At 43.0% G+C, this 26,216-nt stretch carries 24 protein-coding genes and 1 riboswitch; of the genes, 7 read left to right on the plus strand and 17 right to left on the minus strand.

The annotated features are described in order from the left end of the window. Window positions 1-355 precede the first annotated feature (355 nt). From mnmA to ACTNC0_RS07330, 15 genes are all read right to left on the minus strand, one after another. Window positions 356-1,438: a tRNA 2-thiouridine(34) synthase MnmA gene (gene mnmA / locus ACTNC0_RS07260; protein ID WP_441086879.1), complete on the minus strand. Its 1,083-nt coding sequence runs from the start codon at window positions 1,436-1,438 to the stop codon at window positions 356-358. 158 nt (window positions 1,439-1,596) lie between these two features. After that, entirely contained in the window at window positions 1,597-2,526 is a 930-nt protein-coding gene (gene cysK / locus ACTNC0_RS07265; protein ID WP_441086880.1) for a cysteine synthase A, read from the minus strand. 295 nt (window positions 2,527-2,821) lie between these two features. Next, entirely contained in the window at window positions 2,822-3,256 is a 435-nt protein-coding gene (locus ACTNC0_RS07270) for an RrF2 family transcriptional regulator (RefSeq protein ID WP_118247033.1), read from the minus strand. 376 nt (window positions 3,257-3,632) lie between these two features. After that, complete coding sequence (locus ACTNC0_RS07275; protein ID WP_441086881.1) at window positions 3,633-4,061, minus strand: amino acid-binding protein; 429 nt, start codon at window positions 4,059-4,061, stop codon at window positions 3,633-3,635. Window positions 4,062-4,230: 169 nt separating this feature from the next. Next, window positions 4,231-6,609, minus strand: coding sequence for a ribonucleoside triphosphate reductase (locus tag ACTNC0_RS07280; protein ID WP_441086882.1), 2,379 nt, complete (start codon window positions 6,607-6,609; stop codon window positions 4,231-4,233). Window positions 6,610-7,065: 456 nt separating this feature from the next. After that, complete coding sequence (gene hflX / locus ACTNC0_RS07285; RefSeq protein ID WP_441086883.1) at window positions 7,066-8,301, minus strand: GTPase HflX; 1,236 nt, start codon at window positions 8,299-8,301, stop codon at window positions 7,066-7,068. 9 nt (window positions 8,302-8,310) lie between these two features. After that, window positions 8,311-9,399 carry a tetratricopeptide repeat protein gene (locus ACTNC0_RS07290; protein WP_441086884.1) on the minus strand — a complete coding sequence of 363 codons (1,089 nt, stop codon included), beginning with the start codon at window positions 9,397-9,399 and terminating at the stop codon, window positions 8,311-8,313. Window positions 9,400-9,419: 20 nt separating this feature from the next. Continuing rightward, window positions 9,420-10,766, minus strand: a complete 1,347-nt coding sequence (glmM, locus tag ACTNC0_RS07295; RefSeq protein ID WP_117674342.1) for a phosphoglucosamine mutase — start codon at window positions 10,764-10,766, stop codon at window positions 9,420-9,422. A gap of 84 nt (window positions 10,767-10,850) precedes the next feature. Further along, window positions 10,851-11,768 (minus strand): nucleotidyltransferase family protein, encoded by a 918-nt coding sequence (locus ACTNC0_RS07300; protein WP_441086885.1) that lies wholly within the window; start codon window positions 11,766-11,768, stop codon window positions 10,851-10,853. Between the two features lie 35 nt (window positions 11,769-11,803). Further along, window positions 11,804-12,880: a peptide chain release factor 1 gene (prfA, locus tag ACTNC0_RS07305; RefSeq protein WP_117674340.1), complete on the minus strand. Its 1,077-nt coding sequence runs from the start codon at window positions 12,878-12,880 to the stop codon at window positions 11,804-11,806. Further along, window positions 12,873-13,910, minus strand: a complete 1,038-nt coding sequence (locus ACTNC0_RS07310) for a N5-glutamine methyltransferase family protein (protein WP_441086886.1) — start codon at window positions 13,908-13,910, stop codon at window positions 12,873-12,875. The genes prfA and ACTNC0_RS07310 overlap by 8 nt, the downstream gene beginning before the upstream one ends. Before the next feature lie 85 nt (window positions 13,911-13,995). Beyond that, entirely contained in the window at window positions 13,996-15,018 is a 1,023-nt protein-coding gene (locus ACTNC0_RS07315) for a DUF1385 domain-containing protein (RefSeq protein WP_441086887.1), read from the minus strand. A gap of 162 nt (window positions 15,019-15,180) precedes the next feature. Then, entirely contained in the window at window positions 15,181-15,384 is a 204-nt protein-coding gene (rpmE, locus tag ACTNC0_RS07320) for a 50S ribosomal protein L31 (RefSeq protein ID WP_020993628.1), read from the minus strand. A 299-nt stretch (window positions 15,385-15,683) separates the two neighbouring features. Next, window positions 15,684-17,183 (minus strand): transcription termination factor Rho, encoded by a 1,500-nt coding sequence (gene rho / locus ACTNC0_RS07325; protein WP_441086888.1) that lies wholly within the window; start codon window positions 17,181-17,183, stop codon window positions 15,684-15,686. 476 nt (window positions 17,184-17,659) lie between these two features. Then, window positions 17,660-18,625 (minus strand): anthrax toxin lethal factor-related metalloendopeptidase, encoded by a 966-nt coding sequence (locus ACTNC0_RS07330; RefSeq protein WP_441086889.1) that lies wholly within the window; start codon window positions 18,623-18,625, stop codon window positions 17,660-17,662. A gap of 262 nt (window positions 18,626-18,887) precedes the next feature. Then, window positions 18,888-18,974: riboswitch (cyclic di-GMP riboswitch) on the minus strand. A 230-nt stretch (window positions 18,975-19,204) separates the two neighbouring features. On the opposite strand from ACTNC0_RS07330, the gene ACTNC0_RS07335 reads away from it, so the two are divergent. From ACTNC0_RS07335 to ACTNC0_RS07365, 7 genes are read left to right on the plus strand one after another with little or no spacing between them, the layout of a single operon-like run. Beyond that, the gene (locus tag ACTNC0_RS07335; RefSeq protein ID WP_441086890.1) at window positions 19,205-20,119 is read left to right on the plus strand and encodes a transglutaminase domain-containing protein; all 915 of its coding nucleotides are present in this window, start codon (window positions 19,205-19,207) and stop codon (window positions 20,117-20,119) included. A gap of 13 nt (window positions 20,120-20,132) precedes the next feature. Next, a complete protein-coding gene (locus ACTNC0_RS07340; protein ID WP_441086891.1) occupies window positions 20,133-21,185 on the plus strand; it encodes a type II secretion system F family protein in 1,053 nt (350 codons plus the stop codon). 10 nt (window positions 21,186-21,195) lie between these two features. Continuing rightward, a complete protein-coding gene (locus ACTNC0_RS07345; protein WP_441086892.1) occupies window positions 21,196-21,546 on the plus strand; it encodes a hypothetical protein in 351 nt (116 codons plus the stop codon). After that, window positions 21,543-22,037: a DUF4860 domain-containing protein gene (locus ACTNC0_RS07350; protein ID WP_441086893.1), complete on the plus strand. Its 495-nt coding sequence runs from the start codon at window positions 21,543-21,545 to the stop codon at window positions 22,035-22,037. The genes ACTNC0_RS07345 and ACTNC0_RS07350 overlap by 4 nt, the downstream gene beginning before the upstream one ends. A gap of 16 nt (window positions 22,038-22,053) precedes the next feature. Beyond that, window positions 22,054-22,635: a hypothetical protein gene (locus ACTNC0_RS07355; RefSeq protein WP_441086894.1), complete on the plus strand. Its 582-nt coding sequence runs from the start codon at window positions 22,054-22,056 to the stop codon at window positions 22,633-22,635. Next, window positions 22,632-23,216, plus strand: coding sequence for a hypothetical protein (locus ACTNC0_RS07360; RefSeq protein WP_441086895.1), 585 nt, complete (start codon window positions 22,632-22,634; stop codon window positions 23,214-23,216). Before ACTNC0_RS07355 ends, ACTNC0_RS07360 begins: the two co-directional genes overlap by 4 nt. Further along, window positions 23,213-24,277: a type IV pilus twitching motility protein PilT gene (locus tag ACTNC0_RS07365; RefSeq protein ID WP_441086896.1), complete on the plus strand. Its 1,065-nt coding sequence runs from the start codon at window positions 23,213-23,215 to the stop codon at window positions 24,275-24,277. The genes ACTNC0_RS07360 and ACTNC0_RS07365 overlap by 4 nt, the downstream gene beginning before the upstream one ends. Before the next feature lie 148 nt (window positions 24,278-24,425). Here ACTNC0_RS07365 and ACTNC0_RS07370 read toward each other — a convergent pair whose 3' ends face one another. Then, the gene (locus ACTNC0_RS07370) at window positions 24,426-24,926 is read right to left on the minus strand and encodes a COG2426 family protein (RefSeq protein WP_441086897.1); all 501 of its coding nucleotides are present in this window, start codon (window positions 24,924-24,926) and stop codon (window positions 24,426-24,428) included. 16 nt (window positions 24,927-24,942) lie between these two features. After that, complete coding sequence (hisC, locus tag ACTNC0_RS07375) at window positions 24,943-25,998, minus strand: histidinol-phosphate transaminase (RefSeq protein ID WP_441086898.1); 1,056 nt, start codon at window positions 25,996-25,998, stop codon at window positions 24,943-24,945. Between the last annotated feature and the right edge of the window lie 218 nt (window positions 25,999-26,216).

Here is a 26,216-nt window from a genome sequence, read left to right on the forward strand (position 1 = left end):
CACAGACACATTCGTTTCTCTTCTATACAAATTCGATTCTGGCTTTTTAATACTCTCATTTTCTAAGCCTCTTCTCTTTCTACGTATTTCATATCTGTTTGATATGATTTAGCATAGCTGTATATTATCACCCTATTCCTAGTATGTCAATAGGAAAAAGAAAGTTTTTTCCTGATAACCTTATCTTAGAATTTTATAGCTTTTAATAGTTAATAGCTATATGTCTATCATTCAGATTACAAAAACATTTCAAAGCAAAGCAATTCGCAAATATAAGACAAACAAGTGTACCGACAAGTTGATTCTTGAAACAATCTTGTCGGTACACTTGCATTCCTGATTTTCAACTTTCTGTTTATTTAATGCAGCTCTCGATCACGCCGCCGCCGACAACGATATCTCCGTCATAAAGAACAACTGCCTGTCCTTTTGTGATAGCCCTCTGTGGTTTGTCGAAACGCACATGAAGAACTCCATCCTCTGTCTGCCATGCCACTGCATCCTGCTCCGGATGACGGTAGCGGATCTTCGCTTTCAGCCTCATCGGCTCTTTCAGGGATTCGCAGGAAATCAGATTTACCTTTGCAGCTGTCAGTTCCGAATGAAAAAGATCCTCGTTACTTCCAAGAACTACCTGATTCAGCTTAGGTGAAATCTCACATACATACAGTCTGGAAGCAGCCGGAATACCAAGTCCTCTTCTCTGTCCAAGTGTATAATGAATGATTCCTTTATGCTTACCGAGAACATTTCCCGCTGTATCCACGAATTCTCCCGGCTTTGATTTACGTCCGGTGTACTGTTCGATAAACTTCGCATAATCTCCGTCCGGCACGAAACAGATATCCTGGCTGTCATGCTTTCTCGCATTAACAAATCCATTCTTCTCTGCGATTTCACGAACTTCTGTCTTGCGCAGTCCGCCAAGTGGCAGGGAAATGTGCGCCAGCTGCTCCTGTGTCAGCATGTACAGCACGTAACTCTGGTCTTTCGTATCATCTACCGCTTTCTTTAATAAATAACGGCCTTTCTCCTCATCATACTCTATGCGGGCATAATGACCTGTTACGATATAATCGTACTCCAGTTCACGCATTCTCTGAAACATCTTGTCAAATTTCAGATAGCGGTTGCAGTCGATACATGGATTCGGCGTGCATCCATGTTCATACGCATCCACGAATCGATCCATGACATCTTCTTTAAATCTCTCTGAAAAGTTAAAGACATAAAATTTAATTCCCATTCTGTAGCAGACACTTCTCGCATCCTCCACGTCATCCAGAGAACAGCAGGTATTTTCTCTCTTAACTCCTATGTCTTCATTGTGATACAATTTCATAGTAGCACCGATACACTCGTCGCCCGATTCCTTTGTCAGCAGAGCTGCCACAGAGCTATCCACTCCGCCGCTCATTGCGATAATTGCTTTTCTCATTTTTATTCCATCCTGTTCTATGATCCGATTACCCGGAATATTATTGTTTATGATAATTTTATTTATAGATGTCAGGGGCAAAAGGTATTTTGCCCCTGATATTTATTCTAACACATTTGTGTAAAATAAAAAAAGCCCTAAAAAGGGCTTTTTTCATTTTACACAAATAATGGAGTAGAATAGTAACGGTCACCGGAATCCGGAAGAAGTGCTACGATTGTCTTTCCTTTGTTCTCCGGTCTCTTAGCCAGTTCGATTGCTGCATAGAGAGCTGCACCAGAGGAAATACCAACCAGGATTCCTTCATGTTTAGCGATCAGTTTGCCTGTTGCAAACGCATCTTCGTTCTCTACCGGAATAATTTCATTATATACATCTGTGTTTAATGCTTTCGGAACAAATCCTGCACCAATACCCTGAATCTTATGCGGGCCGCTCTTTCCCTGGGAAAGTACCGGAGAAGTTGCAGGCTCTACTGCTACTACTTTTACATCTGGGTTCTGGGATTTGAGATATTCACCAACACCAGTAATAGTTCCGCCTGTACCAACACCTGCTACAAAGATATCAACCTGTCCATCTGTATCTCTCCAGATCTCCGGTCCTGTAGTTTTTCTGTGGATTGCCGGGTTTGCCGGGTTCTCGAACTGTCCCGGGATGAAACTGTTCTCATATTCAGCTGCCAGTTCATTTGCTTTCGCGATTGCACCGTTCATACCTTTTGTTCCGTCTGTTAAAACGATCTCTGCACCGTATGCTTTCAGAATGTTTCTTCTCTCAACACTCATTGTCTCCGGCATGGTAAGGATTACTCTGTATCCTTTGATTGTTGCAAGAGAGGCAAGGCCAATTCCTGTGTTTCCTGATGTAGGCTCAATGATTACTGCGCCAGGTTTCAGAATACCTTTCTCTTCTGCATCTTCGATCATGCTCAGTGCGATACGGTCCTTAGCACTTCCTGCCGGGTTAAAGTACTCAAGTTTAACAAGAATCTTAGCTTCCAGACCAAGATCTTTCTCAATATTTCCAACCTCAAGGAGAGGTGTATTTCCAACCAGTTCTGCTGCGTTCTTATAAATTTTGCCCATGAGTTCGTCCTCCCTGTTTTATATTTCATAGTAAATATATATGAATTATATGTTATATACATAATATGCTAAAAAGCCGTTATTGTCAAGGGGTAAATTCAAAAAATTCCCGGTGCATATCCTTAGAACATGTTTGATATCAAAACAGCCCCGCGATTGCACTTTCAAATCGCAGGGCTGTTGATAATCTGTTTTATACATCTATCGGTGTAATAACTCAGATCCGTTATTTATTTTTTCTCTTTCTTACCACTACCGTCGTGATAACCAATGCAGATGCTGCAAGAAGCAGAAATCAGATCACGTAGTCATTTCCCATCTGTTCATACCAGTCTTTGAGATCCTGGAGTGTTACTTTATCCAGTACACTCTCCATTGCCTCATCCAGCATCTTCCATAAGCGGAGTGTTACACACTCTCCGGCTTTGCTGCACTGGTTTGGTTCATCTTCCAGACAGGCTACCGGTTTCATGCTGCCCTCTGTCAGGCGCAGGATAGTGCCTACAGTGTAAGTCTTAGGCTCTCTGGCGAGCATATAACCGCCCTGGGCTCCTCTTAAGCTCTTAACGTATCCTGCTTTCTTTAATGATGAAATAATCTGCTCCAGATATTTCTCGGAAATATCCTGTCTCGCAGCAATGTCTTTAATCTTGACCAGCTCACCTGTGTTATGCACAGCAAGGTCCAGCATCAGTCTTAACGCATATCTTCCTTTAGTAGATATCTGCATATTCCAAAACCCTCCTGATTTTATATTTCCCGGGTATCTGAAATCTTACTTCAACCCGGCATTATATTTATAGAAACTTTTATCTATTATTATCTTCTTCCTATTATATAGTATTCCTAGCTATTTAGTCAAGATATATTTTTATTCCCTATATGAATATAGTGAAATATAGCTACTGTTCACATGCTGCTATTTTACGATACTTTTTGTCATAATAATATGCCAAAACCCCATGACATTGTTATTATTTATTCTTTACAGTCAAAAAATCACAGGACTCAACAACAAGCCCTGTGATTCTCATCCTTCTCTATAATTATAGTAAATCCATAAATAATGCAGTATTTTATTGACTTGCCATAATATCTGCTGTCTCTTACTTCTCCAGTTCGTCTGCTGCTGAGAATAACTTAAATCCATTATTCTTAAGTACGCCCTCTGTCACTGTGATATCCTCGGAATGAAGAATCACTACAGGTCTGAGGTCTTTTCTGTGGAAAGAAGTGTAGATGTAGTCAAGGCTTACATTGCTGTCTGCCATAATTTTCAGAAGTTCATCCAGACCGCCTACCTGATCCTTCATATCTACTACGATTGCCTGTGTGATACGGTTCATGTATCCGCTCTGATTTAAAATAATCTCTGCCTTATCCGGATCGTCACAGATCATACGGAAGATTGCAAATTCCGGTGCATCGAAGCATGCAAAACCATAAATGTTAATGTTATTATTGGCAAGCAGGCCCGTCACTCTCTTAAGACTTCCCGCTTTATTTTCCACGAATACTATGTTCTGTTTTATCATATTGATTTCTTCCTCTCATTCTTACTCTACTTACCCTGCATAAGGCATCAATACTGGTATTAGTGTGCCGACAAGTTGATTCTTGAAACAATCTTGCAGGACAAATTTTCTTATTTCAAGGCGGGGCGTGCAGATTGCCGGAATGATTTTTTCAAACACACTCTGGTGTTTACATCTCTTCATCCACATATCTCTGAATATTAGACGCATTTACATACTTCGTCATATGCTCACCATCCGTGATAACCAGCGTCGGTGCCTGCATGATTCCGAATTCCTTTGCCATCTCCGGATTCTTCTCCGCGTCGATGATCTCCAGTTCTTCGCCCTCGAGCATCTTCTTTGCCATCTTGCAGTTCGGGCAGGTGCTTGTTGTAAACAAATATTTATGTGATGTCACCGGCTCAATCTTCACATCATCTTTTGTCATGGTAACCATGCTTGTGTGTACCGGCTGCATTTTCTTGATATCGGAATGCATCACATCATAGAGTGTACGGTTCTTATATTCCTGGGCCTTACCGTCATTCCAGTTCTGTACCGGTCTGTAATATCCGGTGATACGGCTGTAAACTTCTGCCTTCTTGCCACATTTCGGACAGGTGAAATGCTCACCGCTGATATATCCATGTTCCTTACATACCGAGTATGTCGGGGAAATGGTGTAATACGGCAGTTTATAATTCTCTGCAATCTTACGCACCAGTGCGGCTGCTGCCTTCCAGTCAGGAAGCTTCTCACCGATAAATGCATGGAATACAGTTCCTGATGTATACAATGTCTGCAGTTCATCCTGAATATCCAGTGCATCAAAGATATCTGTCGTATACTCAACCGGAAGATGAGAACTGTTTGTATAGTAAGGAGTATCTCCTTTCTTTCCGGCAGTTTTGATATCCGGCCAGCGCTTTCTGTCGTGTTTTGCCAGACGATATGCAGTAGATTCCGCAGGTGTTGCCTCCAGGTTGAAAAGCTCGCCCTCGTATTTCTCCTGATAGTCGGAGAGACGTTCTCTCATATGAAGCAGAACTTCTTTTGTAAATTTCCGGGTGTTCTCGTCGGACATATCTCCGCCTAACCAACGTGCATTCAGTCCAACTTCATTCATTCCTACCAGACCAATCGTTGAGAAATGATTGGAAAAGCTTCCCAGGTATCTCTTTGTGTATGGATATAATCCCTCATCCAGCAGTTTACCAATGACTTCTCTCTTGATATGAAGAGAACGTGCGGAAATATCCATCAGACGATCCAGACGGTTATAAAATTCCTCAGGTGTCTTGGAAAGGTATGCGATACGCGGCATATTGATTGTTACAACGCCGACAGATCCGGTACTCTCTCCTGATCCAAAGAATCCGCCGCTCTTCTTACGCAGTTCTCTTAAGTCCAGACGCAGACGGCAGCACATGCTTCGGATATCGCTTGGTTTCATATCACTGTTGATATAGTTTGAGAAATATGGTGTTCCATATTTGGATGTCATCTCAAAGAGCAGACGGTTATTCTCTGTATCAGACCAGTCAAACTCTTTCGTAATGGAATAAGTCGGAATCGGATACTGGAATCCGCGTCCGTTGGCATCACCCTCGATCATTGTCTCGATAAATGCCTTATTGATCATATCCATCTCTTTCTTACAGTCTTTGTACTTGAAGTCCATATTCTTACCGCCCACGATAGCAGGAAGCTCTGCAAGGTCATCCGGTACGGTCCAGTCCAGTGTGATATTGGAAAACGGTGCCTGTGTTCCCCATCTGCTTGGAGTATTTACTCCATAAATAAAGGATTCAATGCACTTCTTCACTTCCGGATAGCTTAAATTGTCTGCTTTAACAAACGGTGCAAGATACGTATCAAAAGAAGAGAATGCCTGTGCACCGGCCCACTCATTCTGCATGATTCCAAGGAAGTTGACCATCTGGTTACAAAGAACGCTTAAATGCTTCGCCGGTGAAGACGTGATCTTACCTTCGATTCCGCCAAGTCCCTCCTGAATCAGCTGCTTCAGTGACCATCCTGCACAATATCCGGTCAGCATGGACAGATCGTGGATATGAATATCTGCATTTCTGTGCGCCTCTGCAATCTCATTGTCATAAATCTCAGACAGCCAGTAGTTGGCAGTAACTGCACCAGAGTTGCTTAAGATCAGACCACCGACAGAATAAGTAACGGTAGAGTTCTCTTTTACACGCCAGTCCTCAACTTTAACATAGCTGTTTACGATTTCTTTGTAGTCAAGAATCGTTGACTTCATATTGCGGACTTTCTCTCTCTGCTTACGATAAAGAATATATGCCTTGGCCACATCTGAATAACCTGCCTGGATCAGTACATTCTCTACGCTGTCCTGAATCTCCTCTACTGTAATCTTATTATCTGTGATTTTGTCCTGAAAATCAGAAGTAACACGCAGCCCTAAGAGATCGATCATCTCTTCGCTATAATTTTTCTCTTTCGCATCAAAGGCTTTATGGATTGCGGCTGTAATCTTGCCAATTTTAAATTCGTCCATCTCGCCGTCACGTTTTACTACCTGAAACATAACTATTGCCCCCATTTTCTCTTGTTCATATGTCCTGTTACGGACACTTGCCGTTTACCGCTCACTCCGTTACCGGCAAACGCTGTAGGTCTATTGTATCAGAGTATCTATCTTTCGTCAACACGCAAAAACACCACATAATGTTCCCCGTCTCTTAGAAAGGTACAATATATGGTGTTTTTCAGGTTTTAAAATTTTTTATTCTATTGAAGCGCATCCGTCGGTTTATTGCTTTTATGCCAAATAATCCGTTAAAATAACTATAAATATACTAACGATTTCCATAAATCAGTATAACATATATCCAGCCCAAAATAAACATACGTTCCCATTAATCTACATTCTGAATTTACTTTCATTTCAGAAAGTAGATTTCCGAAAGTTCATTCTGAAAAGTTTATTACAAAAACTTCATTATCAAAAGTTTCATCCCGAAAAGCTCATTCCAGAATATATTTACACAACTTTAGGATAAATTTCCTTCGGCACTCTGGCCTTCACAGCGATTCCCTCATCTGTGTATTCTTCCGAAATCAGCTGGCCATACTCACGTATAAGCTGAATCTTTCCTGCTTCGCTGTATGGGAAAAGGCGCTCTACATAAATCTGTTCTTCTGCCAGAAGCTTCTCCAGCAGGTCATTGAGATCATCCAGTCCCTCTCCTGTCTTTGCAGAAATCTTCTGCGTATAATCAGACTTAAAATCTCTCAGCACAGAAGCGCCAGGCGCATCCTGCTTGTTAAAGAGTGTGATGATCTTCTTTCCCATCACGCCAAGTTCGCGCAGTGTCTCATATACAACATGCATCTGCATCTCAGCCTGCGGATTCGAGGAATCCACAACGTGGATAATGTAATCCGCATATTTCGCCTCTTCCAGTGTACTCTTGAATGCCTCTACCAGATGATGCGGCAGTTTATGAATAAATCCTACCGTATCCGTCAGCAGAATCTGCTGCCCATCTTTCAGATTGAGCAGTCTGGTCGTCGGGTCCAGTGTTGCAAACAATTTATCTTCAGACAGGACATCAGAACCTGTCAGTTTATTTAACAGTGTAGACTTTCCTGCATTCGTATATCCCACGATTGCAGCAGTCTTCATATTGCCTCTCGCACGACTGGAACGAATCAGCTCTCTGTGCTTCTCTACCTGAGACAGTTCCTGTTTCAGTGCAGAAATTCTGGTACGGATCAGACGTCGGTCTGTCTCCAGTTTCTTCTCACCAGGACCTCTCGTTCCGATTCCACCGCCCAGACGGGAAAGAGATTCTCTCAAACCAACCAAACGTGCCGCTCTGTAGCGGAGCTGTGCAAGCTCTACCTGAATCTTGCCTTCACTGGTGATAGCGCGTGCCGCAAAGATATCCAGAATCAGCAATGTTCTGTCCATTACCTTGCAGTCGAGCTCACGCTCCAGGTTATTTAACTGTGCAGGAGAAAGTTCATCATCACAGATAATACCTGTCGCATCCATGGCATACACCAGCGCACGCACTTCCTCGATCTTACCTTTACCGATATAGGTTCCCGGATGCACTGCTTCGCGATTTTGTATGATCTTACCTACTGTGACAGCTCCTGCAGTTGAGGCAAGCTCTTCTAGCTCATCCAGTGATTCCTCTACGTTGTCGTTATCACCTGTCTGAACCCCTACAAGAACTACCCGTTCCTCCAGCTTTCCAAATTCTTCCATAATATCTCCTTAATCAGACAATTGTGAATCAGTGCTGCTATCTCCTCCACTTACACGGGTCTTCAGAAAAGCCAGCTCCTTTTTCACTGTCTTATCATCCGGATACAGTTCCAGATATTCGTTCGCTTTCTGCAGCGCAGTCTGGAAGTCCAGCTTCTTCTCATATACAGCAATCTCATTAAACAGCAGACTCTGCATATCTTCTGCATCTGCCACATGGATTCCACTTGATATATTAGAAAGAGCACTGTCGTAATCTCCGTCCTCTATATCGCATAATGCAAGCCCGTTGAATCCTTTTGCCCCATTCTCAGCCTGTGATACATACTGCTGGAACATTGTCCTCGCATTCGCGCTGTCTCCCTGATCCATGTATACCATTCCAAGAAGCGCCAGAGCTTCTGTATTATCGCCGTCTATGGCCTGTTTCAGCTCAGCTGTCGCGTTTTCATAATCATCCATGTAATAATAAACACGGCCTCTGTCACAGTGATCCTGCGCATTCTTCGCATTTCCGGATAATGCCGCTTCCAGATAACGGGTTCCGTCTGCCTCCATATCCTTGTCCAGATATGCTCCATAAATCTGGAGTGCTCTGTCATAGGTCGCATCCTCGCCATATGCCTGCTCGAAATTAGAGGAAGCTTCTTCATAAGAATCCATAGCCAATGCAGTCTCGCCTGTCAGAAAATACAGATTAGCATCCATATTGTAAGATTCCGCCAGCGCCTGACAATCTGCCATTGCCTCTTCATATTCTTTCAGTTTCAGATAAGCCGCCGCCCTGTAAGAAAGGATATCTTTCTTTAATGCCTTGCCAACTTTATCACAATCAAGGGCATTGCTAAAATATGTTACCGCCTCATCATAATTCCCCAGTTTCAGCTGAGCCACTCCTGCTCCCCTGTATGACTGGGCAGGCTTCACACCTGCAGATATCGCAGCCTCATATTCTTCCAGTGCAACCTCATAATTTCCATTTTCCAGATCCTGGGCTGCCTGCTTATAATTCTTCGTACCTTCTGCACTGCAGCCTGTCAAGAGTGTAAGACTCAGACAGGCTGCAGCCAGAAACATTCCTGTTTTTCTGTTATTCATGCAATTCCTTTGCCTGCAGATCAGTCAACGATCAGACCTTCTGCTTCCATTACTTTCACTACTCGCTCAACATTCTCGCGGCAGATCTCATCAGTTCCGGCTTCCACCATAACACGGATCAGTGGCTCTGTACCACTCTCACGTACAAGGATACGTCCATCGCTGCCAAGACTCTTGGCAACTTCATTTACAACTTTAACCACATTTTGATTCTCTCTTGCCGTCTTTTTATCTGCTACGCGCACATTTCTCAGAAGCTGTGGATAAACTTTCATCTCTTTTGCGAGATCACACAGAGTTGCTTTCTTCTCTACACATGCCTCCATCACCATCAGAGAAGTAAGGATTCCGTCACCCGTTGCGGCATAACGGCTGAAAATGATATGTCCGGACTGCTCACCGCCAAGACTGTAATCATTCTCCATCATATTCTCGGCAACATATTTATCACCTACGGCAGTCTGCTCATACTTCATGCCTTCTCTTTCCAGAGATTTATACAGACCAAGGTTTGACATAACAGTTGTTACTACCGTGTTGCCATTTAGTCTTCCCTGCTCTTTGAGATATTTTCCACATACATACATGATCTTATCACCATCAATCACATTTCCTTTGTGATCGACTGCGATACAGCGGTCAGCATCACCATCATAGGCAAAACCGATATCCAGGCCATTATCCACCACATATTTCTGAAGTACTTCAATATGAGTAGAACCGCAGTTCGTATTGATATTTGTACCATCCGGCTGATTATTGATCACATAAGTCTTTGCCTGAAGTGCATCAAATACACTCTTTGCGATAGCGGAAGAACTTCCGTTTGCACAGTCAAGACCTACCTTGATTCCCTTAAAATCACGGCTTGGAATAGAAATCAGATGTCCGATATAACGGTTTCTTCCGGAAGCAAAGTCTACGGTACGTCCGATATCCTCTTTCGTTGCCAGAGGGAGATCCTCGATCAGACCATCAAGATATGCCTCGATTCTTGCCTCTACCTCTGCTTCAATCTTCTGTCCATTGCCGTTAAGGAGCTTGATTCCATTATCATAAAATGGATTGTGGCTTGCAGAGATCATGATTCCACAGTCAAAATCCTCTGTACGTACTGCATAGGAAACACTCGGAGTAGTCGTTACATGAAGAAGATATGCATCTGCACCGGATGCAGTCAGACCTGCAACAAGTGCATACTCGAACATATAGCTGCTTCTTCTTGTATCTTTACCGATTACGATCTTGGCCTTATGGTCTCTTCCGTAATACCAGCCTACATAACGTCCTACTTTAAACGCATGGTCTACTGTCAGTTTGACATTAGCTTCTCCTCGAAATCCATCTGTTCCAAAATATTTTCCCATAATATAACTCTCCTTTTACTCACACAGTTGTATACATTTATCTTTTTTACAACTATTCAGCCCTCTGCCATTGCAGTTACTTTTTTATTTATAAAGTCCCTGCGGATATACACCTGCATCTGTGAGGTTTTTAAATGCTTCCATCACTGCTTCTTTATCTTCCTGATAAGTTACGCCAAACCAGGTATCCTTTGTCTCCAGGACATCCACGCTGGCGCTGCCGTTCTTGATCAGCTGGTCTACCAGGATTGGAAGCAGATATTCTTTCTTAATATCATCCGGAGCCAGTCTGCTTAAAAATTCTACAAAACCTTTCTCAAGGATTTCCATAAAGTCCGGGGTCAGACCCCACATGTTCATGGAAACCAGATTCTTTACATCAAGTTTTCGTACGCTTCCGTCTGTGTTTCTTGCCTCAGCGCCACCAGCAGTCTTAAATATATCATGTGTTTCATCCACACCTGTAAGCTGTCCATTCTCAATGTTGCAGATTCCTCTTGTAACACTTCCGTTATCACTTAATGTGTTGCCAAGTCTGAAACCAGCCATGCAGATATGAATCCTGCCGTCTTTTGGCTGTTCCTGAATAAGATAATCATGAACTTTTACATAGGCTTCTTTTCCATAGTAGTCATCTGCATTGATTACGATAAATGGCTCATCCAGTACTTTCTTTGCAGCAAGTACGGCCTGGCCGGTTCCCCATGGTTTCGTACGGTCAGCCGGTTTGGTGAATCCTTCCGGCAGATCATCAAGTTCCTGGAATACATATTCTACTTCTACAATCTTCTCGATACGCTCACCGATTACTTTGCGGAATTCCTCTTCGAGATCCCTGCGGATAATAAATACTACTTTGTTAAATCCAGCTTCCAGTGCATCATGGATAGAATAGTCCATGATAATCTCTCCGCACGGTCCTACCGGTGCAAGCTGTTTGATTCCCTTTCCAAAACGACTTCCGATTCCTGCCGCCATAATTACAAGTGCTGTTTTCTGCATAAATATTTTCCTCCTGTTTACCTTCTCCCCAAAATCTATTCTTCATCCTGCAGGTTACTTAACTTAGCTGCCTGGTCTGCTGCGATCAGACTGTCAATAATCTCATCCAGATCACCATTTAAAATATTCTCAAGTCTGTGCAGTGTCAGTTTGATTCTATGATCAGTCACACGTCCCTGTGGGAAGTTATAAGTTCTGATTTTCTCAGAACGGTCACCTGTTCCGATCTGGCTTCTTCTTGCCTCAGCCTCAGCGTCATGCTGTTTTGCAAGCTCCATCTCATACAGACGGGAACGCAGGACTTTCAGCGCCTTATCCTTGTTCTTAAGCTGTGACTTCTCATCCTGACAAGAGATAACGATTCCTGTCGGGATATGAGTCAGACGTACCGCAGAGTCTGTAGTATTGACACACTGTCCACCATTTCCTGATGCACGGAATACATCAAATTTACAGTCATTCATATCCAGATGGAAGTCGATTTCCTCCGCTTCCGGCATGATCGCAACTGTACATGTAGAGGTATGGATACGTCCGCCGGATTCTGTCTCCGGAACTCGCTGTACACGATGCACACCGCTCTCATATTTCAGTCTGGAATATGCGCCCGCACCTGTGATCATGAATGTTACTTCCTTGAAACCACCGATTCCGTTCTCATTAAGACTCATCATCTCTGTTTTCCAGCGGCGGGATTCTGCGTATTTTACATACATACGGTAAATCTCCGCTGCAAAAAGAGCTGCCTCGTCTCCACCGGCACCTGCACGAATCTCAACGATAACGTTCTTGTTATCATTCGGGTCCTTCGGCAGAAGCAGGATCTTAAGTTCATGCTCCAGTTCCTCTACATTCTTCTTCGCATCAGATAACTCTTCCTTGAGCATCTCACGCATATCTTCGTCCTTCTCCTCCTCAAGCATGGAAAGACTATCCTGAATCGTCTCTTTATTCTTCTTATACTCGCGGTAAGCATCTACGATTGGCTGCAGGTCACTCTGTTCCTTCATCAGCTTCTGAAAATGCTCCTGATTATCTGTAACACCAGGCTCTCCAAGCTCATTAAGCACTTCTTCAAAGCGAATGAGCAGATCGTCTAATTTATCAAACATATTTCTCCTCCTGTAGTTTCTTTCGTCCAAGAACCACGCGGTCCAACCTGCAAAGGTCCTGCCTTATCTCAATATCTTCATAGCCTTCTTTTTGTAAAAGGTCAGCCACATCTTCTCCCTGGCTGCATCCGATCTCATATAAGAGCCAGCCACCCGGGGCAAGATAATTCTTTGCCTGTCTGGTGATGGTCCTGTAGAAATAAAGACCATCCTCCATGCCATCCAGAGCCATTCGCGGATCATGAAGCCTCACTTCTTCCATCAGCCCTTCAATCTCTGCGGTAGGAATATATGGCGGATTTGATATAATCATATCATAAGCTATGCTATGATTTCCATTGCTATTTTTATGTTCAGCATATTTTATTATATCTTTTGCCGAAACGCCCGCTTCATGTACTATGTTTTGCATTCCAGAATTCACCGTCTGCACTTTATCTGTATCTGAACCATTTTGTATACATTCCTGCCTCTCCTTAAAAAAAGCAGAAGAAAACAGATCACTCTGTATAAACTCAGCTCTGTCAGCCACCTCCAGTGTCCGGGCATTTCGCTCTGCCACTTCCAGTGCCAGTTCTGACAGATCCACGCCTGTTCCACAGGCCTTTGGCATTTCTTTCAGAATGCTTATCAGGATACAGCCTGATCCTGTACACATGTCCAGTATATGCAGCTCTTTGTCGGCTTCTGCTGTCTTCGCACATTCAAGTGCCGCTTCCACCAGAGTTTCCGTGTCCTGTCTCGGCACCAGCACGTTTTCATTTACATAAAATTCATATCCCATAAAAAAAGCCTGATGCGTCAGATGCTGCAGCGGTATGTGCTCAGCACGTCTGCCAATCAGTTTCAGATATTGATCAGCAGTCTCTTCTGAGACATTCTCTTCTCCGTGTGCAAAATAATACGCCCGGCTTTTTCCTGTGGTATATTCCAGAAGGAGCCAGGCATCCAGCCCGGCTTCCCCAATCCCTGCCTTCGCAAGGATATTCTGTCCTTTTTTTAATAACCCTGTCAGAGTTTCACTGCTCATGGAGTCATACCTTTCTCTTTATTGTTCAAATATTTCAATCATTATTGGCACTGTTCCTTATAATATACAAAATTTATATTATTTCTCACTCTGCTTTTTTCTGAGCAGCATTTTCTGAAACTTTATTCCCAGATACATTTTCAGGTTCAACCTCAACGCCAAACTCTTCTTTCAGATATGCTCTCCAGTCAAAGACTGCCTCAACAGCCTTGATTGCAACTTCTGCCATATCTGCTGTCGGTTCCTTAGTTGTCAGTTTCTGCATTGCCAGACCTGGTTTGCTGAAGAAATCAGCAATCTTGCTGTCTGATCTGCCTGCCCACTGGATGATCTCAAATGAAATTCCGGCAACGACCGGCACCATGAGTAGTCTTCCAAAGAGTCTCACCCAGTAAACCGGAACCAGTACAAAAATAAAATGCAGGAAAATGCTGACAAGCATAACCAGAAACAGAAAGCTTGTTCCGCAGCGTTTATGCTGTCTGGAACTTGCCATGACATTCTCTACGGTAAGCGGCAGTCCATGTTCCACGCAGTTAATACATTTGTGTTCTGCGCCGTGATACATGAAAGTTCTCTGAATATCCTTCATTCTGGAAATCAGAAGCATGTATCCCATAAATAATGCCAGTTTCACAAATGCCTCCACTACGGTAACTACGAACTCTGAAGCACCGACTTTCCTGCAAAGACTTGCAAGCGCATATGGCAGTAACATAAATGCCGCAATCGATACTATGATTGAAATCGCGACTGTCACATATAACAGCCATTTAAACTGCTTATCTTCCTTGGCTTTCTTCGCCTCACGCTCTTCATCGGAAAGTGCTGCGTTTGCTTTTGCATCTTCTTCATCCTCTTCATCTCCCGCAATCTCGGCAGAGTACATCAGGCACTTCGTGCCGACTACAAGGGAATCAATGAAGCTGACCACGCCACGAATCAACGGGTACTTGAGAAATTTCGCATTTCCCAGTACAGATCTGTAGTCTTCTACTTTTAATTCAATCTCATTGTCTGGTCTTCGGACAGCAATGGAATATTTGTCTTTATGACGCATCATAATACCTTCCATTACAGCCTGACCACCGATATTTGATGATCTCATTCTTTTCTCCCGAAAGAAATTTAAGAAGGTTTTTCTTATTTCAGAGAAACTTTCGCGCTACCAGACTTCTAAATGAAGCGTAACTCTTTTACAACTTCTCCAGAAAACAAGAAAGGTTGAGATTTCCCAACCTCAACCTTCTCAATTTCTACTATATTCTGATTATTTGTTCAGGCCGTATTTCTTATTGAACTTATCGATACGTCCACGAGCCTGAGCTGCTTTCTGCTGACCTGTATAGAATGGATGACATTTAGAGCAGATTTCTACGTGGATGTCCTGTTTTGTAGATCCTGTTACAAATGTGTTTCCACAGTTGCAGGTTACAGTTGCCTGATAATAATTAGGATGGATTCCTTCTCTCATGATTTTCACCTCTCTGTAAAGATTCTATTTTCTATTCGTATTCATTTGACGAATTTACTATTAAACAGCTTTATGAGTATAACATATTGTCCTGTAGAATGCAAGATATTTTAAAATTTATTTAATATATTTTTTAGAGATTTTGTAATTACTGTTCATTGGTTATCCCGTGAAGTGTTTTTGCACGAAACTGGTCAATCGAATAAAATCATCCGCTTTCGCCGCGTGGCTCTACACCGAATAACTGCTCCGCAGTTTATCAGGAGGGGGGGTATCTTTAAGAATACGGCGAAAATTTTCTAAATAAATTTCTGCTTCTTGACTGTCTGTACAAACTCTTCATTATTTTTGGTGCGTGCAAACATATTCAGAATCTGCTCGACTGCATCTTCAGACTTCATACCGTTGAGAGCTTTTCGCATAATGTATACGGCTTCCTGCTCTTCTCTGGACAGAAGCAAGTCTTCCCTTCTCGTACCGGATTTCTGAATGTCAATAGCCGGGAATACTCGTTTTTCCTGTAATTTACGGTCGAGAACGAGTTCCATATTACCGGTTCCCTTGAATTCTTCATAGATTACATCATCCATCTTACTTCCTGTATCTACCAGCGCTGTCGCAAGAATCGTAAGACTTCCGCCCTCTCTCATATTTCTCGCAGCGCCAAAAAATCTCTTAGGCATATGAAGTGCCGCCGGGTCAAGACCACCGGAAAGGGTTCTTCCGCTTGGCGGGATGATCAGGTTGTATGCTCTTGCAAGTCTTGTGATAGAGTCAAGCAGGATCGTAACATCCTTTTTGTGCTCTACCAGACGGCGCGCACGCTCTACAACCATCTCAGATACACGTTTGTGATGTTCTGGCAGTTCATCAAATGTAGAATAAATAACTTCTACATTATCACCACGAATCGCCTCTTTGATATCCGTAACCTCTTCAGGACGTTCATCGATCAGAAGAATGATCAGGTGCATGTCCGGATTATTTCGCAGAATCGATTTGGCAACGTCTTTTAAAAGAGTTGTCTTACCTGCTTTCGGAGGAGATACGATCATACCTCTCTGGCCTTTACCGATAGGGCTGATCAGATCCACGATTCTCATCGCAACTGTTCCACCCGGTCTTTCCATTTTAAGTCTCTCGTTTGGAAAAATCGGCGTCATGTCCTCAAAATTATATCGCTTCTGACCTTCACTTGGATGGAATCCATTGATGGAAGTGACATATAAAAGAGCGCTGAACTTCTCACCCTGTGTCTTAATACGGATATTTCCTTTGATAATGTCTCCTGTTTTCAGGTTAAATCTGCGGATCTGAGAAGGTGATACATAAATATCATTTTCTCCCGGCATATAATTCTCACAACGGATAAACCCATATCCGTCCGGAAGTACCTCCAGGATTCCATCTGCGCGTTCTCCGCTGTCAAGCTGCGCTGTCTCTGATGGAGCATGATACTGCGGTCTTTCCGGCTGACGATCCTGACGTTCCTGATTTCTATCCTGCATGCTCTCCGGCTGGCGGTCTTGCTGTCTGATATACGTCTGCGGTCTGATGTGCTGCTGCGGTCTGGCATACTGCTGTGGTTCTTCATTTACGCCCGCACTGTCGGCAATATCTTCTTCCTGCGGCTTTTCCTGCATTGTTTCCTGTAATTTTGAAGTATTCTCCAGTTCATCTTCGTGAAGCATTCTCTCGATCAACTCTGGTTTTCTTAATGCAGAAACCCCTTTTAACCCTCTGACCTTTGCCAATTCTTTTAAAGTTACCAGTGATAATGATTCATACTTTTCTCTCATAAAATAATCCTCTGCCTTTTTATCCAAAAATTAATAGTCACAATTATTTTGATTGGTTTTTTCAAATTCTTATGTATCTTAATGGTCTTTCTTAACAATGTTACTTATTAATGTTTCTCCGCAATTTTTCTTAATAGTGTTTCTTATGGATGTTGTTCTACATTCTTTTTCTATAACAGTTAATGGGATAATCTGTCCGAAACGACATGAATATCAGATTATGTTACTGTTCACTCTGTGCACAGTAATCAGATTATGGCAGCGTCCAAAGCCACAATGTTCACATTTATCTTAGCACATCTTCTACGGTTCTGACAATACTATATTATTCCAAAACGTATTTCCTGGCAAGACAATTTTAACGTCAAAAAAGTTCCTGTTTCGATATAAAAGTAAAACCAAAAATCCAGCGGCACCTCGATGCCTCTGGATTCTGGAATAATATCAGGTATAAAGTTTATTAAGGAAATGCTTATTTATTTCCAGACAACACTATATATCTTCTGTACTTTTGAAATACGGTCATCTGTAAACTTATCTACTGCATTCTTTACTGCTTCATAAGTCTTAGGTCTTGCAGATTTCAATGCAACCGGGTTCAGTGTATATTCCTTGAATGACTCTGCGAAATATTCTGAACTGTTCTGTGTAACATAAGATTTGTTGTATGCTGTGTATAAAGCCTTCTCCTGACTGTAGATTGCTTTAAATTCAGCTGTCTGATCGGTATTACCGGAAATAAATGCTATAAAATGTCCTAACTCATGATAAATTGTGTCATCTAATTTTCTGAGAGTGATCTTTCTGTTACGTGTGTCATAATATCCGGAATAAGAAACAGACGGATTTACCTCTGCTGTGAATCCAAGAGTTCTGTATGCTGTAAGTACACGGCTGTCAGCCTTTGATGCATACTGACCTACATCGATGCTGCCCTTTACAGAATTGTTGCTGCTGCCTGATGAAGCAACTGTTGCTCCTGAACTTGCAGCTCCTTTTTCAGTTGTGGTAGTAGTAACTGTTGTAGTTGCTGCTGTGGTAACAACTTTAACTTTGGATTTCTTTGTGTATTTCTCTGTAACACGCTTTACAACTGTTGTCTGAGTTACAACTGTTGCATTTGAAGTCTCAGATGTCTTCTTTGCTGTTGTTGATGTTGCCGGAAGAGCTTTTGTATAAGACTTCGTTGCAGCTTTCTTCATTTTTACTTTCTTGGTAGAAGTACTCTTGCTTGTCTTGGTGTTTACTTTCGGCTGAGAAGCAAGTGGTGTTTCTTCCTCATCAATATTTGTCTCCATGATCGGGTCTGTATAGGACGGCAGTTCCGGAATCTGATTCTGCTGTACGACAGCCACCCCGCCTACTGCAACTGCGAGCACTACCGCGGTAAGCCCTGCTGCTATTTTTTTCTTCTTTAATAATTCAACTATTTTCTTCTTCATAATCTTTACACATCCTTTCTGATTATGCACCTATGTGAATGTACCTCTGAAAATATAAGAAAGAATCCTGCCCGGAAAGCTTTTTATATAGAAACATTACAAAATAATTTTCTGCAATATAAAAGCCGTTCATATTCTGATAATATAAACGGTCACCACACAATCAGCTGTCACTGTTCACTCTGTTCCCAACAACAACCAGCCAACATATCGTCAGCTTCTCTCTTATTCTCTGAAATCACATCACAAAATCTGAATTTAATGCGGCAACCGGCTATCATAGTCAATTTAAGACCTTAGACCCCTGGCTTTGCGTCCCTGCCTTTCAACAGGTTTGCCTTTTATACGATAAGTATATTACCTTTTTCCGTATTTTGTCAACCTTTATGAATAAAATATTAAATATTTTCACCATTTTTTTTATTATTTTCTCGTTTTCTTTTTTCGCAAATCTGATATACTGTTGATATCAAGGTCAAATGGGGCATTCCTGTCTGTATGAGTACCCCTTTGTTCCTGTCTTCATAACATATGAGACAAAAACTGATATACAATCATAACCAAAAAAGGAGAATGCAAATGCGGATTTCTCATATCCGCCCCTTTATTGCACTGATGCTTATCTTTCTTCTGATTCTGACCGGATGTGGTTCTTCCGGAAATTCCGATGAACCACCTGTTTATTCTCCGCTTCAGGTTCTCGTACCGGAGGCTCCCGGGAAGAAGACTCTGGGTGCATCACCATTGATTCTGGATATTTCGAATACCGGGCAGGGATACCTCACTGCCATCTCAGATTCCAATGATCAGAAAATGAATGTGCAGCTCACCACCGAAGAAGGTGTCGTTTATTCCTACTTTATAAGTCCGGGAGAAAGCGCTGTTATCCCTTTTTCCGCCGGAAGCGGCACTTACCAGGTATGCTGTTATCAGCAGATTGACGGTTCCCAATACGCCGCTCTCTTCGCAGATACACTGGAAGTCAGCCTGAAGAATGAATTTCTTCCATTCCTTTATCCGAATCAATACGTAAATTTCACTCCGGATTCCGAGTTCAGCAAACTGGCTCTCTCCATTGTCTCTGAGGATACTTCCGATGTGGATGCCCTCGCAGCCATTTACAACTATGTAGTCCGGAATCTTACCTACGATTATGATCTGGCCGACAATGTCGAGGCCGGTTACCTGCCCGATGTGGATGCAACCCTGAAATCCAAAAAAGGAATCTGTTTTGACTATGCTGCCCTGACCACAGCCATGCTCAGAGCACGTGACATTCCCTGCAAACTACAGATTGGATATGCAGGCACCGTTAAGCATGCCTGGATCAATGTCTATATCCGCTCCAAAGGATGGGTTGATAAAGCTGTTGAATTCAGCGGTGACTCCTGGTCGCGCATGGATCCGACTTTCGATTCCAACAGTCAGGATGAAGAAACTATTCAGCAATACATAGGGGACGATGATAATTACAGCGTTCAGTTTACACGTTAACAGGAGGCATTTTATGCGTCAAAAAAACAACAAATTAACCAACCGGGAACTGTTTCATTTCTGCGAACAGTTTTCCATCCTTCTGCACTCCGGTATTTCCTGTGCAGAGGGACTCTCACTGATGCTTGAGGACAGTCGTGTTCAGCGAAGCAAAGATTTCTTCCAACTATTATTAAATGATTTCGAGCAGAATGGTTCCTTCGCACAGACATTACAGAATTCCGGATACTTCCCTGATTCTATGATTTCCTATATAAAAATCGGCGAAGAAACCGGATGCCTGGATGAAGTTCTGAAAAGTCTTGCCGATCATTACGAGCAGGAAATAGAAATATCCGAGAACATCAAAAGTGCCATCACCTATCCTCTGCTCATGCTTGCCATGATGGGCGCAGTTATCGTAATCCTTCTGGTGAAAGTACTTCCGGTCTTTCAACAGGTTTTCCAACAGATGGGTCTGGAGATGAACCGCTTTTCCAATGGTCTTTTAAATGCCGGAAATGTGATCAGCCGGTACTCTGCCGTCCTTCTCATTCTCGTACTTCTCATATTAGCCGGATTTGCCGCTCTCTTTTTCACTGAAAAAGGACGTATATGGCTGCGCCAGATTTCCGGCAGACTGCCTTACATAAAAGAAATCGCCAACGCTACAGACTATGCACGTCTGACTCAGGCCATCGCCATGGGAATCCACAGCGGTCTTGATCATATCATCACTCTGGAAATGGCACAGGATCTTCTCTCACAGCCGGCAATCAGAAAAAAGACTGCTAAGGCATGTAAACTCCTCGAAGATGGCATGCTTTTCGAGGATGCTCTTTCTGAATCAGGACTCTTTGAGGGATTGAATGCCCGCCTGATCATCGTGGGACTTCGTGCCGGTGAGGCTGATGAAGTAATGAACAGACTTGCCAGACGATACCGCGAGGCATCACTTACTACGACCGGAAATATTATCTCCGTTGTAGAGCCTACCATCGTTATCGTGTTCTCACTTCTGGTAGGGCTGGTTCTTTTTTCCGTAATGATGCCTTTACTTGGAATTCTTTCAGAGATCGTTGTGTGAGGTGATTGCTATGGATTTATTCGAAACAGGACGTACAAGGGCCGGCAGGAAGCTGCGTGGTCTCCTCCCTGTCATTGTATTAGCTGTTCTTTGCCTTATTTTTTATCTGGGAATCTCCTATGCAGGCAGGGAAACGATCTCCCGGGAGCAGACTTCTCTGCGCCAGGCTCTGGAACAGGGTGCCATTCATACTTATGCTCTGACCGGACATTATCCACAGAGTCTTGATGAATTGCTCCGGGATTACCACATTTCCTATGACACTGACAAATTTGTAGTGGAATATATGCCAAATGGTTCCAATCTTCTGCCATCTGTCAGTGTGATGGTTCTCTCTTCCGGGAAAGGAGGAATCTCATGAATCAGTCTGACCGCCGCAGACACCCGATAGATAATCTTTTTACAATTGCATTGCTGGGATTATTTCTGATCTTTCTGCTGATGATGCTTCTTTTTTCCGCTCAGGCTTACCGTACCGCAGTGGCCGGAACTCAGGTAAATAACAACCTCTATACTGCCTCTGCCTATATTACGGCAAAATTCCGCCAGCATGACAGTTCTGAAACTATCAGCATTGACACACTTGACGGATCTCCTGCATTGTGCATGACCGATACAGTGAATGACACGCCATATGTTACCTATATTTATCTGAAAGATCAGCACCTCAAAGAGCTCTTCACTGCTGCCGGCAACACTCCTTCTGCCCAGATGGGGACTGATATCGCAAGTCTTAATGATTTTCAGATAGAGCAGGAATCCGGGGACTTTTACCGTATTACTTTAGAAGATTCTGACGGAAACAGAAGTTCTCTGCTTCTTCATTCCGGTGCACCTTCAGGCTTCAACTAAAGGAGGATTTTATCGTATGCAAAAATTAACTTCGCATTCCAGATCCAGCCTGTTTCTGATGGAAATGATCCTTTCCATTTTGATTCTGGCACTTACCTGTACTGCCTGCGTCAGAATCTTTGCGGCAGCAAAAACACAACGTCAGGAGGCCAGAGAGCTCAACCATACCCAGGAGCTTGCCACTTGTGCCGGAGAGGCTTTAGAAGGATGGGACGGAGAACTTTCTTCTTTTTCACAGATTTTTGAAACAGCTGCAAATGTCTCTGATTCTGAAATCTCAGATTCTGACGGCACAATCAGCTCTGATTCTGACAGTTCAATTTCTTCAGCGACAGACGCTTCTGTCGGCAAAACAAAAAATGCCTCAAAAAATTCCAGGATAAATTCACCTGTGGAATCTTATCTGTTAAATTATTACTATGACAGAGAATGGAACTCCTGCGATAAAACTTCTGCCGAATATAACATGAGCATACAGCTTATAGTTGCTGATTACACTAAAACAGCTGATCTGAATTTTTATAACTCGGCAAACAAAAATCTGTATCATCTTTCCATATCATTTCCTCTTATCGCAAGAAAGGATAATCCGTCATGAGCAAAAAAAGAAGTTCTTTTCTCTCCATGGGAATTCCATCCATGTGCATTATTTTCTCTGTTCTTTGTCTGGTGATCCTGTCTCTCCTGACTCTTGGCACTTCCAGGCAGGACCTGCAGACAAGCCAGCTTACGCTAGATCAGACTACCGCCTACTATGAAGCCTGCTCGTCTGCAACGCAAAAATATCAGGAAATCGCTGACTACGCAAAAAAGGCCTTTAAAGACAGCCAGACATCACAGGATTATGATTCAAAAATGGCCTCCATTGTTGAACAGTATCCTGATGTCACCTGGGATTCCCAGATACAGATTTTATCATTTACGGCAGATTTTTCGGATGAACAGGCTATTTATATAGAAATTAAATTCCCATACAAGGCAGCTTTCCTCGATATGTCCGGGACTTCAACGTCTTCCCCAAAATCAGATTCCGATACTTCTTCAAAATCTGCCCCCGATACTTCTTCAGATTCGGATTCTGACAACCTCACACCGGAGCTTCTTACCTGGAAGACTATCAGCACAGCCAACTGGAATCCGGATACGAAACAGCCAGTTTACAAAGGAGATACTAAATGACAGAACAAACCATACCAGAATATTTATCTTACGCAACTACGAATCATGCGTCTGACATTTTTATCATTGCAGGCCGTCCGCTTTCTTTTAAGATTGACGGAAAACTGACTTCGCATGGCGAACGCCTGATGCCTGATGATACCGAAAATTTATTACGCCATATCTATCAGATGGCAAATGGCAGGAATTTCGACCATTTTCTGGATACAGGAGATGACGATTTCTCCTTCTCCATCCCAGGTCTTTCCCGTTTCCGTGTCAATACCTATCGTCAGCGTGACTCTCTGGCGGCAGTGATCCGTGTAATCGCATTTGAACTGCCTGATCCGGATGTTCTCAATATTCCGGAAGATGTCATGTCGGCTGCTGATTTTTCCAAGGGAATGGTGCTTGTCACCGGTCCTGCCGGAAGTGGTAAATCCACCACTCTCGCATGTATCATTGACCGTATCAATCACTCTCGTGAAGGACATATCATTACGTTGGAAGATCCGCTTGAGTACCTGCACCGGCATGACAAATGCATCGTCAGTCAGCGAGAAATCTGCACCGATACGGAGAGTTATCTGGTTTCCCTGCGTGCTACCCTGCGCCAGAGCCCGGATGTGATTCTCCTTGGGGAAATGCGTGATTACGAGACGATCCAGACTGCCATGACTGCTGCCGAGACAGGACATCTCGTTCTCTCCAGTCTTCACACCACCGGAGCAGCAAACACGATCGGTCGTATCGTAGATGTATTCGAGCCAGCCCAGCAGAGACAGATTTCCATCCAGCTGTCCATGGTACTGCAGGCTGTTATTTCCCAGCAGCTTGTCCCGGATGTGAATGGACATACGATTCCTGTCTTCGAGGTTATGCGCCTCAATCCGGCGATCAGAAATATGATCCGCGATAACAAAGTACATCAAATTGATGGGGTTATCGCCTCCTCGGCGCATGAGCATATGCGCTCCATGGACCAGAGCCTTCTGGAACTTTACAAACAGAAAAAAATAACAAAAGAAACCGCATTGAATTTTGCTTCCAATGCGGATATGCTGAAACGTAAATTACTGTAAAAAAACCAAAAGTAGTTCTTCTGTTAAACTAAACAGTTGAACTACTTTTTTAATCAAGCAGATAAAATCATCCGCTACGTGACTCTATATCGAATAACTGCTTTGCGGTTTATCAGAAAGGGCTTAGCGACGGACTTGCCTGATTCGGTTAATGTACCAGATTTCCCACCAAGCCGTAAGAAACGATATACATAATCACCGTTGCCATAATGATTCCACAAAGAATCGCCAGAGATGATTTCTTAATATCAATCTCCAGAAGTGACGCGATCAGTGATCCGGTCCATGCTCCTGTTCCCGGAAGAGGGATTCCCACAAACAGCATCAGGCCCCAGAATTCGTATTTCTTCACCTGATCACTTTTTCTCATCGCACGGTCTTCCAATTTTATGATCAATCCTCTGAAAATCTTTGTCTTTTTCAGCACTTTGAAAATCTGCTTGATAAATAACAAGATAAACGGAATCGGAATGATATTTCCCACAATACATAATGGAATCGCCTTTACCGCAGAAATCTTCAGAAGAGACGCTGCCAAAAGCCCTCCCCTGAGTTCCAGAAGCGGAATCATGGAAATAAGAAAAACCGCTCCCTCCGGCGAAATATATTGTGACAGATTCTGCGAGAACCAATGTACCAGTGCTTCCATTAAAACCTCCTAAATTTTATTTCAGATAATCCTTCAGAAAATCAATAAACTTCTGCATTTCTTCCTTTGTTCCAATCGTGATACGAAGGAAGTTATCAGTTCTGTCCTTCGGGAAATAGCGGACATAAATATGCCGCTCTCTCAGTGCTTCGAAAAGCTCCGCTGCCGGACAGGTTGCATGAGTGGCAAAGATAAAGTTAGACTTGGAATCCTGGAAGGAGAATCCCAGCGCCTTTAATTCTTTCTTTGTCCATTCTCTCGTCTCTATGATTTTATTACATGTTTTCTCAAAGTATTCCTTGTCCTCCACTGCTGCCACACCCGCTGCAAGTGCTGTACGGTCCATCGTGTAGGAATTGAAAGAATACTTCACATCGTTCAGGAATTTGATCAGTTTCTCATTTCCGCATGCAAAGCCAATTCTCATACCTGCCATGGAACGTGATTTGGAGAATGTCTGCACAACCAGAAGGTTGTCGTACTTCTCAATCAATGGAAGTGCTGACTGACCGCCGAAATCCACATATGCTTCATCCACAATAACAATGACATCCGGATTATGACGGATGATATCTTCCACATCCTCTAATGGCATTTCCACACCTGTCGGCGCGTTTGGGTTCGGGAAAACGATTCCGCCGTTTTCTTTGAAATAGTCTTCCTTCTTTATATGAAAGTTCTCATCCAGAGCCGGTCTTTCATATGGAATACGGAACAGATCTGCCCATACGTCATAGAAAGAATAGGTAATATCAGGAAAAAGAACCGGCTTCTCTGAGTTAAAGAATGTCAGAAAACTCATGGCAAGAACATCATCAGATCCTACTCCCACAAAAACCTGCTCATCTTTTAAATGATAATTCTGTGCGATCGCATGTACCAGATCTCCCGCTGTCGGATCCGGATAAAGTCTCATGGTATCGGTATCCATACCTTTAAGTGCTTTCTCCACTCCAGGTGCCGGAGGATATGGGTTCTCATTTGTATTTAATTTGATCATATCCGGTTGGTTTGGCTGCTCACCTGGTGTATATGGTATTACTTTACGGACGTTTGCTTCCCAATTGCTCATTTGTCTAATTCCTTTCCTGTTTGATTCACTCTGCTCTCATTAAGTCAACTTCTGTTTATTCACTACTGCAATCCGGCAGAGACCACTTATCTGCTATTGTAAGCATCCTCAAACTATTTGTCAATTATATTTGATGTAAAGCCGTACCGAATATCTTGTTACTGTTCACTCCGTGCCCAGTAACACGCTACGCGATGCACAGAATTTATGCCTGAGGC

Origin of the sequence: Blautia sp. HCP3S3_B11 (assembly GCF_052064435.1) — a bacterium.
Classification (GTDB): Bacteria; Bacillota; Clostridia; order Lachnospirales; family Lachnospiraceae; genus Blautia_A.